Annotated in this window: 12 protein-coding genes; 2 read left to right on the top strand and 10 right to left on the bottom strand. The window is 34.1% G+C overall.

Annotation, left to right across the window (positions count from 1 at the left end; genetic code table 11):
• The first annotated feature begins 131 nt into the window (after nucleotides 1–131).
• Complete coding sequence (gene bglX, locus A9G12_RS08105) at nucleotides 132–2,408, top strand: beta-glucosidase BglX (protein ID WP_141674127.1); 2,277 nt, start codon at nucleotides 132–134, stop codon at nucleotides 2,406–2,408.
• A 177-nt stretch (nucleotides 2,409–2,585) separates the two neighbouring features.
• Here the strand turns inward: bglX and A9G12_RS08100 are convergent, their stop codons facing one another.
• A complete protein-coding gene (locus A9G12_RS08100) occupies nucleotides 2,586–3,050 on the bottom strand; it encodes an NfeD family protein (RefSeq protein WP_065565334.1) in 465 nt (154 codons plus the stop codon).
• 104 nt (nucleotides 3,051–3,154) lie between these two features.
• Nucleotides 3,155–4,069: an SPFH domain-containing protein gene (locus A9G12_RS08095; RefSeq protein ID WP_065565333.1), complete on the bottom strand. Its 915-nt coding sequence runs from the start codon at nucleotides 4,067–4,069 to the stop codon at nucleotides 3,155–3,157.
• Between the two features lie 410 nt (nucleotides 4,070–4,479).
• On the opposite strand from A9G12_RS08095, the gene A9G12_RS08090 reads away from it, so the two are divergent.
• A complete protein-coding gene (locus A9G12_RS08090; protein ID WP_065565332.1) occupies nucleotides 4,480–6,093 on the top strand; it encodes a tetratricopeptide repeat protein in 1,614 nt (537 codons plus the stop codon).
• A gap of 334 nt (nucleotides 6,094–6,427) precedes the next feature.
• On the opposite strand, the gene A9G12_RS08085 is transcribed toward A9G12_RS08090, so the two are convergent.
• The 8 genes from A9G12_RS08085 to A9G12_RS08050 form a co-directional block, all read right to left on the bottom strand.
• Complete coding sequence (locus A9G12_RS08085; RefSeq protein WP_065565331.1) at nucleotides 6,428–7,801, bottom strand: alpha-L-fucosidase; 1,374 nt, start codon at nucleotides 7,799–7,801, stop codon at nucleotides 6,428–6,430.
• A 36-nt stretch (nucleotides 7,802–7,837) separates the two neighbouring features.
• Complete coding sequence (nhaC, locus tag A9G12_RS08080; protein ID WP_065565330.1) at nucleotides 7,838–9,295, bottom strand: Na+/H+ antiporter NhaC; 1,458 nt, start codon at nucleotides 9,293–9,295, stop codon at nucleotides 7,838–7,840.
• Between the two features lie 123 nt (nucleotides 9,296–9,418).
• Nucleotides 9,419–10,663 (bottom strand): L-fucose:H+ symporter permease, encoded by a 1,245-nt coding sequence (fucP, locus tag A9G12_RS08075; protein ID WP_065565329.1) that lies wholly within the window; start codon nucleotides 10,661–10,663, stop codon nucleotides 9,419–9,421.
• A gap of 12 nt (nucleotides 10,664–10,675) precedes the next feature.
• Entirely contained in the window at nucleotides 10,676–11,026 is a 351-nt protein-coding gene (locus tag A9G12_RS08070) for an L-rhamnose mutarotase (RefSeq protein WP_065565328.1), read from the bottom strand.
• On the bottom strand, nucleotides 11,023–11,805 hold the full coding sequence (locus A9G12_RS08065; protein WP_065565327.1) for an SDR family oxidoreductase: 783 nt from the start codon (nucleotides 11,803–11,805) through the stop codon (nucleotides 11,023–11,025). Before A9G12_RS08065 ends, A9G12_RS08070 begins: the two co-directional genes overlap by 4 nt.
• Nucleotides 11,806–11,823: 18 nt before the next feature.
• Nucleotides 11,824–12,654: an amidohydrolase family protein gene (locus tag A9G12_RS08060; RefSeq protein WP_065565326.1), complete on the bottom strand. Its 831-nt coding sequence runs from the start codon at nucleotides 12,652–12,654 to the stop codon at nucleotides 11,824–11,826.
• Nucleotides 12,655–12,684: 30 nt separating this feature from the next.
• Complete coding sequence (locus A9G12_RS08055) at nucleotides 12,685–14,286, bottom strand: UxaA family hydrolase (protein WP_065565325.1); 1,602 nt, start codon at nucleotides 14,284–14,286, stop codon at nucleotides 12,685–12,687.
• A gap of 125 nt (nucleotides 14,287–14,411) precedes the next feature.
• Nucleotides 14,412–15,242, bottom strand: coding sequence for an AraC family transcriptional regulator (locus A9G12_RS08050; protein WP_065565324.1), 831 nt, complete (start codon nucleotides 15,240–15,242; stop codon nucleotides 14,412–14,414).
• Between the last annotated feature and the right edge of the window lie 103 nt (nucleotides 15,243–15,345).

The following is a 15,345-nucleotide window of genomic DNA, read 5'->3' as shown; positions in this document are numbered from 1 at the left end:
GTGACAGAATTAATGATTTTCTATAGCTATTTTTCTTTAAAACTAACAATCTTTTTAAAGTTCGAGATTTTTTTTAACGAATACGTTATTCTATAAGCTTGTCTATCCTCTTAATTATAACAATATTTATTATGATGAAAAAATTAGTTTTATTTTTTATGGCAATGGTTTTTTCCGGGTTATTGTTTGCTGAAAATCCAGATAATCCAGAAAAAAAAGCATTTATTGATGATCTATTAGCAAAAATGAGCATCAAAGAAAAAGTCGGGCAATTACGATTAATCAGTGTAGGTGGCGATTTAACTTTAGACAAAGCGTTGGAACAAATCGAAGCAGGTGAGATTGGAGGCATTTTTAATACCGTGGTTGAACCTGATTTATCTAATATGCAAGACCGAGCTTTAAAAGCACCCAATAAAATCCCTTTGTTTTTTGGATTTGATATTATCCATGGTCACCGCACCGTATTCCCAATTAATTTAGGTATTGCCGCTACTTGGGATCGTAATGCAATAGGTAAAGCTGCTGAGGTTTCGGCTGATGAAGCTACATCTGATGGATTAAATATTACTTGGTCACCGATGGTTGATATTACTCGTGATCCAAGATGGGGACGAGTTTCAGAAGGGTTTGGTGAAGATCCGTATTTAACTTCTGAAGCCGGACGTATTTTTGTAGAAAAAATGCAAAAACAAGTCCTATCTGACAAAAAGTCATTAGTAACTACCGTAAAACATTTTGCGCTTTATGGCGCGGTAGAAGCAGGTCGTGAATATAATTCAGCTGACATGAGTGAACGTAAAATGTTCCAAGAATATCTGGTTCCTTATAAAGCCGCTATTGATGCAGGTAGTAAAGCGGTTATGGTTTCGCTTATATCAGTTAATGGTATCCCTGCTACCGGTAATCATTGGTTGTTAACTGAAGTGCTACGTGATAAATGGCATTTTGATGGTGTGGTGATTAGTGATCATGGTGCCATTCGGGAATTGATTAATCATGGTGTTGCCAGTGATGCTAAAGATGCAGTTAGAGTTGCTATTAAAGCTGGTATTGATGTGAGCATGAATGATGAATATTTTTTAAAATTTATTCCCGAGCTGGTTAACGAAGGTGTGCTTACTGAAGAAGAAATTAATAAGGCGTGCCGTCATGTATTAGAACTTAAATATGATATGGGACTTTTTAAAGAACCACATCGTAATTTAGATCCTAAATTAGATATTGATACCATGTTTGCTGATAATCGCTTACATCGTGAAGAAGCCAGAGATGTTGCGCGCCAGAGTATAGTATTATTAAAAAACAAAAACAAAGTGTTACCATTAAGGAAAAACAAAAAAATTGCTGTTATTGGACCACTTGCTGATTCTAAAAGGGATATTCTTGGTAGTTGGTCTGGTGCCGGACGAGCTAATTTAGCCGTTACTCCGTTAGAAGGAATAAAAAAAGCAGCTAAAACAGCGGATTTAATTAGTTATGCATTTGGAGCCAATTTATCTGATGATCAGCAATTATACAGATTTTTAAATCTCTATGAAGAAACCACCAAATTTGACGAACGCCCAGCAGATAAAATGATTGCTGAAGCGGTTGAGAAAGCTAAAAAAGCCGATGTAGTCGTTGCTTTTGTTGGTGAAGCCGAGGGTATGGCTCATGAATCATCTAGCCGTACCGATTTATCACTACAAGCTAGCCAAAAACGCTTAATTAAAGCATTAAAAGCCACGCGCAAACCATTAGTTATTGTGCTAATGAATGGTCGTCCGTTAACTCTATCTGAAGAGTATCAACAAGCGGATGCCATGTTAGAAACTTGGTTTTTAGGTACTGAGGGCGGCAATGCGATAGCCGATGTTTTATATGGCGATTATAATCCATCAGGTAAATTACCAATGACATTCCCTGATAATGTTGGGCAAATTCCGATTTATTACAGCCATTTGAATACAGGTCGACCACATGGTACTGAAAATATGGGTAAATATACAACTTCTTATTTTGATAGTCCTAACGAACCGCTATTTCCATTTGGTTTTGGATTGAGTTACACCAATTTCACTATCAATTACTCGCTTTCAAGTAATGAAATGACTAAAGATGGCGAAATTGTGGTAACTGCTAATGTAGAAAATATTGGTGATAGGACGGGTGTTCAGACCGTGCAACTTTATCTGCAAGATGTAACAGCATCTGTAAGTAGGCCGGTTAAAGAGTTAATCGGTTTTGAAAAAATTAGTTTAAAACCTCTTGAAAAAGGTGAAGTTAAATTTGTTATCAAACCGGAAATGTTAAAATTCTGGAATGATAAAATGCAATATGTGGCTGAACCAGGTAAATTCAATGTGTTCGTAGGAACCGATTCTACCACCGAGGATAAACAAACATTTACTTTGTTAGATAAGTAGACTTACATCACACGTGTTATTGATCGTTTAGGTAGTGTTAGTATTTTATTCTTGATTTAAGCCCAACTTAGTTGGGCTTTTTTATATAGGCTAGTTTAAATAGTAACAAGGCAATGGCTTGTTTTTAGCTACAAAAATACAATTAGTGGTTATAGAATTAATTTATGGGAACCCCAATTATTTACTTACCGGTTTGATTGTTAAGGTTAGACCGTCAACTGCTACAACCTCTACTAATTCGCCAATAGCTAAATCTTCATCACATCGAGCTGACCAACTACCATCTTTGATTTTAACGCGTCCAGAACCATTAATAATCGCTTCGGTTACAATAGTTTTAATGCCAATTAAATCTTGTTGAGGTTGGTTAATTTCGCCTTTACTTGCTTTGTCTTTGCCATTTTTTTTAAGCCAAAGCCACCAAAGATAAGCTGTTACTATAGTTAGAATCGCAAATAAAATCCATAAAATTGGCCATGATAAAGGTAAAATCCAAGCGATTAAACCGACTATAATTGCTGCAACTCCAGTCCATAAAGCATAACCACCGGTGCCCAGCAATTCTGCTATTAATAAAATGCCTCCTAAGGCGATAAATACCCAATGTGGTGAATAGTAAATGGCCGCAAAAAAATCATTCATTATGGGAAACCTTTTATTTGATTTTGTTATTGAGTTAATGCTTCTCTTTGTTGTAAAGATGTTTCAGGAGAAGCATATGTTTCAATATAAATTGTTGCTATTGGTTACTTATTTGGTTTGGCATCTTTGATTAATTCAGCAATACCGCCAATACTTCCCATCAAGTTTGCAGCATCAAGAGGCATCATGATGACTTTACTATTATCTGCTGAACCAATTTGTTGTAAGGCATCGGTATATTTTTGTGCCACAAAATAGTTAATTGCATTGATGTTTCCTGCCGCTATCGCTTCCGAAACCATTTGTGTTGCTTTAGCTTCTGCTTCTGCTGCTCTTTCACGCGCTTCGGCTTGTAAGAATGCAGCTTGACGTTCACCTTCCGCTTTTAAAATTTCAGATTGTTTTTCACCTTCAGAGCGCAAAATCGCAGCTTGGCGAACACCTTCAGCTTCAAGAATTTCGGCACGTTTATTACGTTCAGCTTTCATTTGCGCATTCATGGCGGCAATAAGTTCGGCTGGTGGGCGAACATCCCTAATCTCGATACGAGTGATCTTAATTCCCCAAGGACTGGTAGCATCATCCACAATACTCAGTAATTTTGAGTTAATATGATCGCGTTGAGATAGCATCTCATCGAGTTCCATGCTCCCCAGTACTGTACGAATATTAGTCATCATTAAATTAATAACAGCGCGTTCAAGTTGATTAACTTGGTATGCAGCTCGGGAAGCTTCTTGTACTTGAATAAAACAAACTGCATCAATTTGTACATTCGCGTTATCTTTTGAAATCACTTCTTGCGACGGAATATCCAACACTTGTTCCATCATATTGATCTTACGACCAATACCGTCCATAAAAGGAATAATAATATTTAAACCAGGTTCAAGTGTGTGAGTATATTTACCAAAACGTTCAATAGTGTATTGGTAACCTTGAGGAACAATAGTGATTGCTTTGAAAACGGTAACGATAGCTAATAAAACGATAATACCGATTAGGATAAAAAATGGCATAAATCAAATTCCCTTGAAATTATTTATTCGTTGATAGTCCGAGTCATTTTAAAGGCTATTAGATTTTTTGACCAGTTTTAATTGGCAATATAAGGAAATACGCCGTGTAAGCGTATTATTGTTATTTTTAATTAAATATAAAATATGAGTTATTTTTAGTTAATAATAGAACTTTAATCACAAAAATTATGCTCATTTAATTAATCTATTGGTAAATTTTTAACTTATGGTTAAACTGTTAATTAAGATTGTAGGTATCATCAAAGGGATGAGTTTGTTGGCATAATTAAAAACCAAAAAACATTCATAAAAAACACTAACAAACCTTAAAACTATGCCTATAAAAAAACAAATAAATAAATACATTATCCATTTGATGAACATAATGATAAAACCGAATAGGAATTGCAATGGAACAACTCACTATTGAACAACAAATTGCCCAACTGAAAAAAATCACTCTCGAAGATGGTGATGTTGAATATTCACGAGCTCAAGTAGAATTAGGACTTATTTATCTGAATAAAAAAGAAGAAATTGAAGAAGCAGAATCATACCTTAATAAGGTTGAAAAACAAAGTGATCCCCAATCCTATGCGGTAGCTCAATGTCTATTAGGAATTATTTATCAATTTGAAAAAAATAAAATTAAACAAGCTAATCAATTTTTCGAAAATTGTTGTAATAGTACCGATGTGTTTATATCCAATATTGCAAATTGTCAATTAGGGGATAATGTCTTTTTTAATAAAACGACAGCTAATTTAAAACCCGCAGTAGAATATTATCGGAAGGTAGTTTATTCAAATAATTTTAATAAATATGTTATAGCTCAAATTATGTTGACAGTGATTAATAACGGTGATCATTCTTTATTTGAGAATAAAGAACAACGTAATAAGTTAGTTATCGAGCCCATTTGTAAAATAAGAGAATTAACAGAAAAAATTCAGAAGCAATTACTTGTTACATTCAAATTAGACGAATCTAAACAAGATCAACAGCAGCAATTTGAACGACAGATGGCACACTATACCAGAGCGGGTGTGTTATTTAACCTTTTAAAGAATGAACCGAGTGATTTCCGTTTAAATGTGATTGATTTTATGAATGACCCAACTGAAAACCAAGTTTTAACTAGTTGGTTGGGTATTAAAACCGACCCCAATAATGACATCAAAAGCTTTTTAGCTAGCTTTTCGTTTAATCATAATTCACTCAATCAATTTCGCCTTTATGGTAATGAAAATAATATTGTTGGTTCAAGTGTCAGTATGGTCTTTAATCAACAGTTTTTTTGCGAAAATGCGGAACGAAGTATTAATGCAGAGGCTATCAATCTTTTAAGTGAAAAAATTGCTATCCAAAAGGCTAGCAATGATTTTATCGCTAATAGTGATACAGTTGGTTCTAACGATAACATTAACCAAAATAATACTACCAGCATTTATCCATTGCCGTTATTTCGTTGCCTTTATTTTGATCCTAATAGTGAATATATAAGTATTGCCAAGCGTAGTAAGTTTTCCTTCTATTTAGAGCACCAAGGGTGTTCATCAGCAGAGATTGAAGCTAAATGGGCTGAGTATATAGAATTATTAGAAGAACAAAATAAAATTGATGCTATTCGAAACTTATTAAATGAAATAAAAGTAGAAATTCAAAAATTGAAGGCAAGCGAAGAATTAAAAGTATTTACCAATCTTGATCAATTAATTACCTTAGCATTAATGCCAATTTCATGCTTAATTAAGCATGCCGCATTTGAAGACGAAGATGAATGCCGAGTGATTTATATTACCAATATTGCTGATGAAAAAATCCAAGCCCCTACAGATTATGCTTTGGCTAACAGTTTATTTGTGAATTACAACAAAGTGGAAGATTTTCTTGAAAAGATTTATTTAGGCCCACAGTGCCCGCCGTACCATAAATTGTGGATCACTAATCATTTTAGAACATCAAAATCTAAAACCAGAAGCAAAGCTATTAAAGTGGTGCAATCAGAAATGCCATTAAGTTAGTTCTAGTGTTATAAACGGGCGCTTTATTTTTAATTACGTCCTTTGTTAAAAATCTTCATGCCACCTAATATAATTTTATGCCCGCACGCAAAATATTAACTTGAACGAGTGTGAATTAACTACTTATGAATGGTAAAATTGTTACAATTGTCTGAATAATTACAGCTTGTCAAATAGATGGGAACGATAATATTCATTTGAATTAAATGAATTTTTGTATTAAGTCAAAGTACCACTGATGCATAATATTAATATCTTGAACTTCTGTTATTCATATTGATATTTCACCCAATGGGGTAGAGCGAGCTATAAGCAACGCTCTATATTTTAATTGTTAAAAAACGACTTTTATTGTGTAGGCAAAAACAAGATTATCTTTTAGTGATAATGGTAATGGATCAATAATGATGGTGTCATTTTGGACGTTAAATGTGACTGGTATTTCTCCATTATGGGTTAGTAATAAACAAGCTTTCACATTTACTACTTCATTTAATTGTAATTGAATGCTATCAGTAGGCCATGCTGTCATCATTAAATAATTTACATTTTCTTTTTCGGTAACGAATTGATGTGAATCCGATGGAGTTTTTATGCGATGAGTAAATGTGGTGTCATAAATAGCTTCACTATTTATTTCCATCCATTTGCCAATATCAATAAGACGTTCTTGTTGTAATAATGGAATTCTTCCATCTGCAGTAGGACCTACATTAAGTAAAAAATTACCACCTTTAGATACAATTTCGATCATTTGATGTATCAGTTGTTCTGAAGTTCTATAATCACAAATTTGTTCTGCACGGTTAAATCCATAAGATTTGCCTATACCACGACTTTCTTCCCAAGGATGGATTTTACCAAAGCCTTCTTTGTCGTTATATTCTGTACTATAGTAATCACCATGATTACCAGGCATATCAACGCAGAATCTATCGTTCACTACGACTTCATCTTTATTGGGAGCATTATTATAGAGCCACGCTAAAAACTCTTTGGCTTGGCTATATTCTTCGCTTAAATCCCATTCCCCTCCATCTGAAAAAATAACCGATGGTTGGTATAACTCTACCAATTCTTTTAATTGAGGGATTAATATTTCATCAGGATATTTTTGTTCAGAGATACCAAATAGTTTTCTATCTCTTTCAGGCACAAAATAACCACTTTTAGGGCGATGACTCCAGTTTGTTTCCCAATCAACCATGGAATAATAAACGCCCATTTTCATATTTTGATTACGAACCGCTTGTGTCAAAGAACCAAGAATATCTTGTTTAGGACCAACATCACCCACTCGCCAATTTTTCTTATGTTTATTTTTGGTTGGCCACATGCAATAGCCTTCATGATGTTTGGACGTTAATACCACATATTTTGCGCCTGCTTTTTTAAATAACTCCGCCCATTGTTCGGCAGAAAATAGTTCTGCATGAAAACTTTTCGCAAAATCACGGTATAAAAAATCTTTGCCATAAATTCGGCTGTGGAAGTCATCATCATTATTATTGTAGTCACTATAAACACTGGCATAATACCATTCGGCATAAGAACCAAATAGAGCATTATTTACTTTTCTCCAAGCAGGGACTGAATAAACACCCCAATGAATGAAAATGCCAAATTTAGCTTTTTGGAACCATTCAGGTATAACTCTACTATCAAGACTATCCCAGTTAGGTTCAAATTTTTTTACTTTGTTATTCATATGTTATCCTTTTAATCTTAGTAGATGGATTACTCTTTATTTAGTTGTTTCTTTTTTATCATCTATTTTAGCGATGCATTTACCGGTAATCGCATAAATAATTGCAAAGATCAACCCGGCATAACATTGAATAGCCCATGGGAAATATTCAAAAGCATTAACATGTAATGTCGCAGCCATATAAGCCCCTGCTGCAGTCCATGGTAATAGTGGTTCAATTACAGTACCTGCATCTTCAACCGTTCTTGCAATATTCTTACGATGTAATCCTTTCTTTTCATAAGCTTCACGAAATAATTCTGAAGGTAGTAATGAAGCAATATTATTATTACCTGTGGCGGCAATTAAAATCACAGCCGACGTAATACATGAAAGCATAAGACCAGCTGCAGAAGTAATAATTTGCGTAAATTTATTTAAAATGACATTAAGAATTTTTGTGAGAACCAAAGGACCAGCAAAAGAGAATGCGCAAATAATAATTAGAGTTGTAGACATCATGGAGTTAATTCCCCCACGATTTAGTAAAGTTGTAATACCATTGGAAACAGTAATATGATCTCGTTCAATAAAATAATCAACTTTAAACCCAAAAACAATAGATTGCATGCTAGTTTTAAAATCTATACCTTGATAAAAAATAGCAATGAATAAGCCAACTGTTGTGGCTAATAGTAAAACCGGAACCACTGGTTTTTTTATAATAGCACCAACTAATACAATAATAACCGGAATTAATAAAAACCAACTCAAATTATATAAGCTTTCAATCTCTTGAATTGTGTTTTCAACAGTAGATGAAGTTGCGACATCGACGTCACCACTATTAAAACCAATAATGATATAAACAGCTAAAGAAACTAAAAAAGCAGGGATAGTTGTGTAAGTAAGATGCCTAATATGTTCATATAAATTAATATTATTAACTACAGCTGCAAAATTAGATGAACCGGATAAAGGAGAGTATTTATCTCCAAAATAAGCTCCTCCTACTAATGCTCCAGCAACAGCTGCCAGATTAGCATTCATACTTACTGCCACTCCCATCATTGCAACACCAATGGTACCAACCGAACCCCATGATGTTCCCGTCGACATCGATACAATACATGTAACGAGGAATGAAATAACCAATAAGTATTGAGGATTAATTGATTTTAATCCTAACCAAATAAGATACGGAATAGTACCACAACTAACCCAAATACCAATAACACCACCAACACACAGAACTATCATTAACGACGGCATAGCCTGAGCAAATTTATTAACTATTTCATCTTGAATTTGATTGAAGGTATGACCTTGGTATATTGCGACTAAAGAAATTATAATAGCCGAAATAATAAGCAAACCTTCTAAAGGAACTCCCATAAATTCATAACCAAGAATGATGAATGCGAGAATTCCGAAAAGCAATAAACAAGAAAGATGAAGTGAAATGGGTTTATAGTGTTTATTATTATCTATTATAGGTTCTTCTAGTTGCTGCATATTTCCTCTCTTAAATAATTATGCCTATTAATCTTAATGCTATGATATTTTGTTTTATATTATTAATAAGCAATTTATTGGAGATGGTATATTTCGATAAATTGCTTATTTTTATTAAGGTAGTTAATTGATAGCTGCCAATTTTTTGTAAAAAATACCATAAATAGCTACAATTGCAAAACATACTAAAGGCAATATGTATGCTATTGAAGTATAGGCATGGTCGGCAATTTTACCCATAAAATATGGCATAATTGCACCACCGACAATTGACATAATAATAAATGAGCTGCCTAATTTGGTTTTGGAACCAAGGTTTTTTACACTCATAGCAAAAATTGTTGGAAACATAATTGAAATAAAAAAGAAGGTTATAATCACAGCAATAACCGATACATAATTAATGGCAGATGATGCGATTGCAGATAATATTACGCAAGCAACGCCATAAATAACTAACATTTTTTGTGGGGATACCTTGGTCATAATACCTGTACTTACAAATCGACCAACCATTAAAGCTAACATGGCAATTGAAAGTAAAAATGCACCTGTTTGGCTAGTAGCATCAGGCCAACACTCCACAGTTAGATTGATGAAGAAAGCCCCGATCCCAACTTGAGCTGCTACATAAACAAATTGAGTAAATACCCCAAAAATAAACTCTTTATGAGCTAATAAAGACTGTTTTTTACCATCACTAGATTCTTGAGCATCTTGTTCAGCTTCATGACTTCTTAAATCAGGTAATGGTGTTTTAGCTATCAAAAACATTATAAATAATACAATTGCGGCAATAACAACATAAGTGATCATTACTGAAAATTGAGAACTAGTTGCTTCCTCTTGTACATCTGCTACTTTGAAAAATAATAATCCCCCTAGCATAGGTCCCAAAAATTGACCTAATCCATTAAAAGATTGAGAAAAATTTAATCTTGTTTCGGCAGTGTTAGGATCACCTAATGCAGCAGAATATGGATTAGCAGCAGTTTCGAGGCAACCTAGGCCTAATGCTAGAACAAATAATGCAAATAGGAAAAAATAGTAATTATTACTACTAGTTGCCGGGACAAAAAGTAATGCACCTATAGCATAGAGAAATAAACCTAAAATAATGCCTGATTTGTAACCTCTTTTCTCCATAAACATCCCCGCAGGTAATGCAATGATAAAATAGGCACCAAAGTAGGCAGCTTGAATTAGCCCGGATTGAGCTTTAGATACATTAAGGGTTTCTTGGAAATGTTTATTTAATACATCAACTAATCCGTAAGATAACCCCCACATAAAAAACAGGGACGTTACTAAGATAAAAGCTGTTTTATATTTAGGATCGGTGATCCTAGCTTTAATTTGCGTGTTCATTGGGACCTCATTTTATTTTTGTTCATTTAGCTCAAATATTTGCTCCATTAATACCCATTTTTGATTTGCTGGTGTCCAAGGAGTTGCCTTTTGATATTTCCACATTTGGCTTTCCCATTTTTTAATTATCGGATTATTTTTTTCTAGCTCACCTGAACGTTCAAATGAAAAAGTATCATCAACATCCATGATCATGAATAATCGGGTACCAATGCGCCAAATTTGCATGTCAACTACGCCAGAGGTTTTGATATGTTGGTATACTTCAGGCCAAATATTTTTGTGAATAGTTTCATATTCATTAATTAATTTTTCATCATCAACCAAGTCTAATGCTTGGCAATATCGTTTATAATTTTTCATGCTGTTAACGCCCTATCTAAATGTGTATAACCGCCATCAGGAATAATCCATTGTCCAGTTGTATGTGATGAACGAGATGAAAGAGTAAATACTGCGGTATTAGCTATTTCTTCAATGGTTGTCATTCTTTTACTTAAAGGAATATTACGAGTAATTGTTTCTAATTTATCCTGAGGATTATCGAAGGTATTGATCCATCTTTCATACAAAGGAGTCCATACTTCAGCAGGAATAATACAATTAACTCGAATTCCATCATTTAGATAGGATGCAGCCCATTCACGAGTTAATGATAATTGTGCACCTTTTGCTGCGGTATAAGCGCTGGTACCACCTTGGCCAGTAAGAGCGGTTTTCGAACTAATATTTAAAATAGTTCCCTTGGTCTTTTTTAATTCTTCAATACAAAAATGTGCCAGTGTATAGTAGTGAATTAGGTTATTTTCCAGTGATTTTCTAAATTCATCAGGGGAACCTTCCAATGGGATACTATCGTTAGCTCCCGCACAGTTAACTAAACCATCAATGCGGCCAAATTTACTTACTGTTTCTTTTACAGCATTTTCAATACCTTGATCGTTATTAGTTAAATTGACTTTAATAAAATGCGTTTTTGGTTGAATAGCATAGATTTTATCTATAAATTCTGGTTTTAAATCACTACGCCCAAATATAACCGGAATTGCATCTTCTTTGGCTAGTGCTAGCGAAATACCGCCACCAATTCCGGCGCCTCCTCCCGTTACGATATAGACTTTGTCTTTCATTAATAAATCCATAATATTCTCCTTAATATTTTATAAGTTATAAACGCGAGATGCGTTATTACCCCAAATAGCTGCTTGTTCTGATGGTGAAAGATGGTTAATATTTTTTTCAATAAGTTGATAGACTTGAGAATATTCACCGGCAAGTAAACAAACAGGCCAATCCGACCCAAATAAAAGTCTATTAGGACCAAAAGTATTTAAAGCAATATCAATAAAAGGTTCGATTTGTGCCGCTGTCCAATTAGCACCGACTTCGGTAATTAAACCTGATAATTTGCAAGCAACATGAGTTAAATTAGCTAATGGTCGAATTTTCTTTTCCCATTCTTTAGGTGTGCTTTGGCTTATATTAGGTTTTCCAACATGGTCCAGAACTAAAATGCCCTGATCGTGTTTTGCACAAAATTGCGTGGCGGCAGTTAAGTTCACGTCATGAATTAAAACTTCATAAACTAATCCTTGATTAAGGACAACATCAACTCCATGATTGAATGCTTTGAGTTTCATAAAATTATCTGGGTTAGCCTCATCTTGTATTAGATGGCGGTAACCTTTGATAATATTATGTGATTTCAATTCAATTATTTGTTCTTCTATATCTTTATCACAAAGATTTAACCATCCAATAATGCCTAATATCCATGGATTAGATTTGGCAAGTGTAAGCAGAAACTGATTTTCTGATAATGATTGTCTTGCTTGTACAACGATAGAACCATCAAAATTAAATTGTTGCAACAACGGTTGTAAATGCTGAGGTAATCTATCTTGTTTCAGATCCGGCATGCTATCGTTTATCCAAGGATATTGTTCGGCTTCATAACGCCAAAAATGTTGATGAGAATCAATTTTTTTCATCATATTCACCTGTACGTGATTGTGTAAAATTTATAAAGAAACTTCCCGTTTCCAGAATAAAAAGTCATATTGTTCTAATTGATCTGCCTTAACTATGTAGTCACCACTGGCAGTAGCTATAACTTTTTCCAGTAATTGTTCTGCAACTTCCTGTAAAGGCACTCCATCAATAACCGGACCACAGTTAAAGTCGATAATGCTACTTTGGGTTTGTGCTAATTTGGTATTGGTGGCAATTTTGAGTACAGGTACAATCGGATTACCGGTTGGCGTTCCTAGCCCGGTTGAAAAAATAACTAAATTTGCACCAGCTGCAACTTGACCAGTTACTGCTTCTAGATCATTGCCTGGAGTGCATACAAGGGATAAGCCACTGTCAGCCATAGGATCACCATAATCTGCGACTTCGCTAATTGGTGCGCTACCCGCTTTTTTGGCTGCACCAGTGGATTTTATAGCATCGGTAATTAATCCATCTTTAATATTTCCCGGGCTTGGATTATCAGCAATTGATGCATTACATGAATTTGCTTGGTTTTCATAAGTTTTCATTAATGATAGAAAATCTTTTTTATCTTCAACATGTATACACCGCGATACCATTTCACCTTCAGCTCCACATAACTCCGGAAATTCGGCTAATGCTGAACCACCACCTAAGGTAACAATAATATCTGAAACGATCCCCATTGCTGGGTTGGCTGAAATTCCAGAAAATCCATCGGAACCACCACATTTAACGCCTAGTTTTAATTTAGACAAAGGCACTGGTTGTCGGCTGATTTGATTAACTTTAGATAATTGCTCAAATGTTTGTTTAATTGCCTCTTGCATCATTTCCTGTTCGCTATTCCATTCTTGTTGACGGAAAAATACAAAAGGTTTGTCAAAATTAGGATTTTTTAATTTGAGTTGTTGATTAAATATATTGAGTTGTGCTTTTTCGCAACCTAAAGCAAATACAGTAATTCCGGCAACATTAGGGTGATCCGCATAATCAGCGAGTATTTTACACAGAGAAACAGAGTCGTGACTTGTTCCACCACAACCACTATTAACAGTGATTGCACGAATACCATCAATATTTTTAAAGCGTCGATTTGCTTTTATATCTTCGTTTGGAGAATGAATTCCTAACAAATTTTCTGTAACAGTATCATAATTATCCATACTATAACCCAGCGGTTTAGCTAATGCCTCTTGTAACTTTCGTACATTGCGGTTTTGACAAAATACTAGGGGAATAATTAACCAATAATTAGCAGTACCAATGCGACCATCTGCGCGAATATAACCCTTGAATGTTCTTGATTTCCATTTGGACACATCGGGAGCAACCCAATGATAGGGTGTAGCATCATTTAAATTAACTGGGGCAGCATAATGTTTGATATTTTGTGTTGTGATGACTTCCCCTTTTTGAATAGGTTGAGTAGCCTTACCGACAGGTACGCCGTACATATAAACAATGTCATCAATATTTAAATCATGGGTAGCAAATTTATGCTTTGCAGGGACATCGGTGGTTAATGTATAAGTATTTTCATGCCAAATGACTTGTTGATTTTGTTTTAGATCTTGCAGGGCGACCATTAAATTATCATGAGGATTAATCATTAAAACGTTTTGCATATTATGGCTTCCTTATTTTTATTCTATAATTAATAACAATAAAAAAAGTAAGGAAAAGGCGATATGCAAAATTTAACTAGAATTATGCAAATTTTATCAAATGATAATTATTCCTATTTAAAGTATTAAGCCGATCGGTACTCCCGAGGTGTTTGATTTTTAAGTTTGGCAAAATGACGATTAAATGATGAGAGAGAATCAAAGCCTACATCTTGGCTTATTTGAGTAATAGGGATGTAGGTGTTTTGTAATAATTCACATGCTCTTTCTATACGCAAGGTTAATAAGTATTGTGAAAAAGTAGCACCACTCTGCTCATGAAAAAAACGTGAAAAATAATTGGTTGACATATAGAAGTGTTTAGCAACTTCATTTTGTAATAATTTACGATGGGCATTTTTATTAATAAAAGCAAGAATATCTTGGATTTTAGTAATTTTTTTTGAAACGAGTAGTTGATTATTATTTTCAGACAATAAATTAATATTTTTATATGTCGCTAATCTTTTTAACAGAAAAAGTAAATGCATTGCTTGTTCTAAACCTGATTCCGCGAGGATTAGTTTAATAATATCAATTTCTGCTGAAAACATATTTTCACGAAAAAGCATGCCATATCGTGTTTTTTTTAAAAATTCTTTAATTTCCGTGGCAAGTGCTGAATCTAAAAAACCAGGGGTAATGAAGTCGTGGTTAAAAAGGAGTGAAATGGAAACATGATTTTTACTTGTTTCAAGAAATTGGTGAGGAATCCAAGGACCTAATAAAAAAATATCACCTTTATTATATTGTTTTTGATGTTGACCATATTGTAAACACCCGCTACCCGATTCTATATAAACAATTTCGAATTCTCGATGCGAATGCCAAAAAGATTTAAATTCTTGTGTGACCGTCTTAAAAGCTAAACAACAATTGCTCTGAATTTCACGATTATAAACTTGAGCATACGACATATTAACCATTCCTTTTGTAATGGTATTAAGCTAATAATATACAAATTAAATGGCAAGAAAATAAATTAAATAATGTGCGTTACTTCACAATTGTTTATGGTCT

This window comes from Gilliamella sp. wkB112 (assembly GCF_001690685.1).
Lineage (GTDB): Bacteria > Pseudomonadota > Gammaproteobacteria > Enterobacterales > Orbaceae > Gilliamella > Gilliamella apicola_J.
Note: the sequence above shows the minus strand (reverse complement) of the source record. Positions and strands in the feature narration are given on the sequence as shown.

Excerpts from the sequence above, each read along its gene's own strand:
- A9G12_RS08100 (WP_065565334.1), bottom strand. The coding sequence starts at position 3,050 with ATGAATGATTTTTTTGCGGCCATTTACTATTCACCACATTGGGTATTT.
- A9G12_RS08070 (WP_065565328.1), bottom strand. The coding sequence starts at position 11,026 with ATGAAAAATTATAAACGATATTGCCAAGCATTAGACTTGGTTGATGAT.
- A9G12_RS08085 (WP_065565331.1), bottom strand. The coding sequence starts at position 7,801 with ATGAATAACAAAGTAAAAAAATTTGAACCTAACTGGGATAGTCTTGAT.
- fucP (WP_065565329.1), bottom strand. The coding sequence starts at position 10,663 with ATGAACACGCAAATTAAAGCTAGGATCACCGATCCTAAATATAAAACA.
- nhaC (WP_065565330.1), bottom strand. The coding sequence starts at position 9,295 with ATGCAGCAACTAGAAGAACCTATAATAGATAATAATAAACACTATAAA.
- A9G12_RS08050 (WP_065565324.1), bottom strand. The coding sequence starts at position 15,242 with ATGTCGTATGCTCAAGTTTATAATCGTGAAATTCAGAGCAATTGTTGT.
- A9G12_RS08060 (WP_065565326.1), bottom strand. The coding sequence starts at position 12,654 with ATGAAAAAAATTGATTCTCATCAACATTTTTGGCGTTATGAAGCCGAA.
- A9G12_RS08065 (WP_065565327.1), bottom strand. The coding sequence starts at position 11,805 with ATGGATTTATTAATGAAAGACAAAGTCTATATCGTAACGGGAGGAGGC.
- A9G12_RS08095 (WP_065565333.1), bottom strand. The coding sequence starts at position 4,069 with ATGCCATTTTTTATCCTAATCGGTATTATCGTTTTATTAGCTATCGTT.
- A9G12_RS08090 (WP_065565332.1), top strand. The coding sequence starts at position 4,480 with ATGGAACAACTCACTATTGAACAACAAATTGCCCAACTGAAAAAAATC.
- A9G12_RS08055 (WP_065565325.1), bottom strand. The coding sequence starts at position 14,286 with ATGCAAAACGTTTTAATGATTAATCCTCATGATAATTTAATGGTCGCC.
- bglX (WP_141674127.1), top strand. The coding sequence starts at position 132 with ATGATGAAAAAATTAGTTTTATTTTTTATGGCAATGGTTTTTTCCGGG.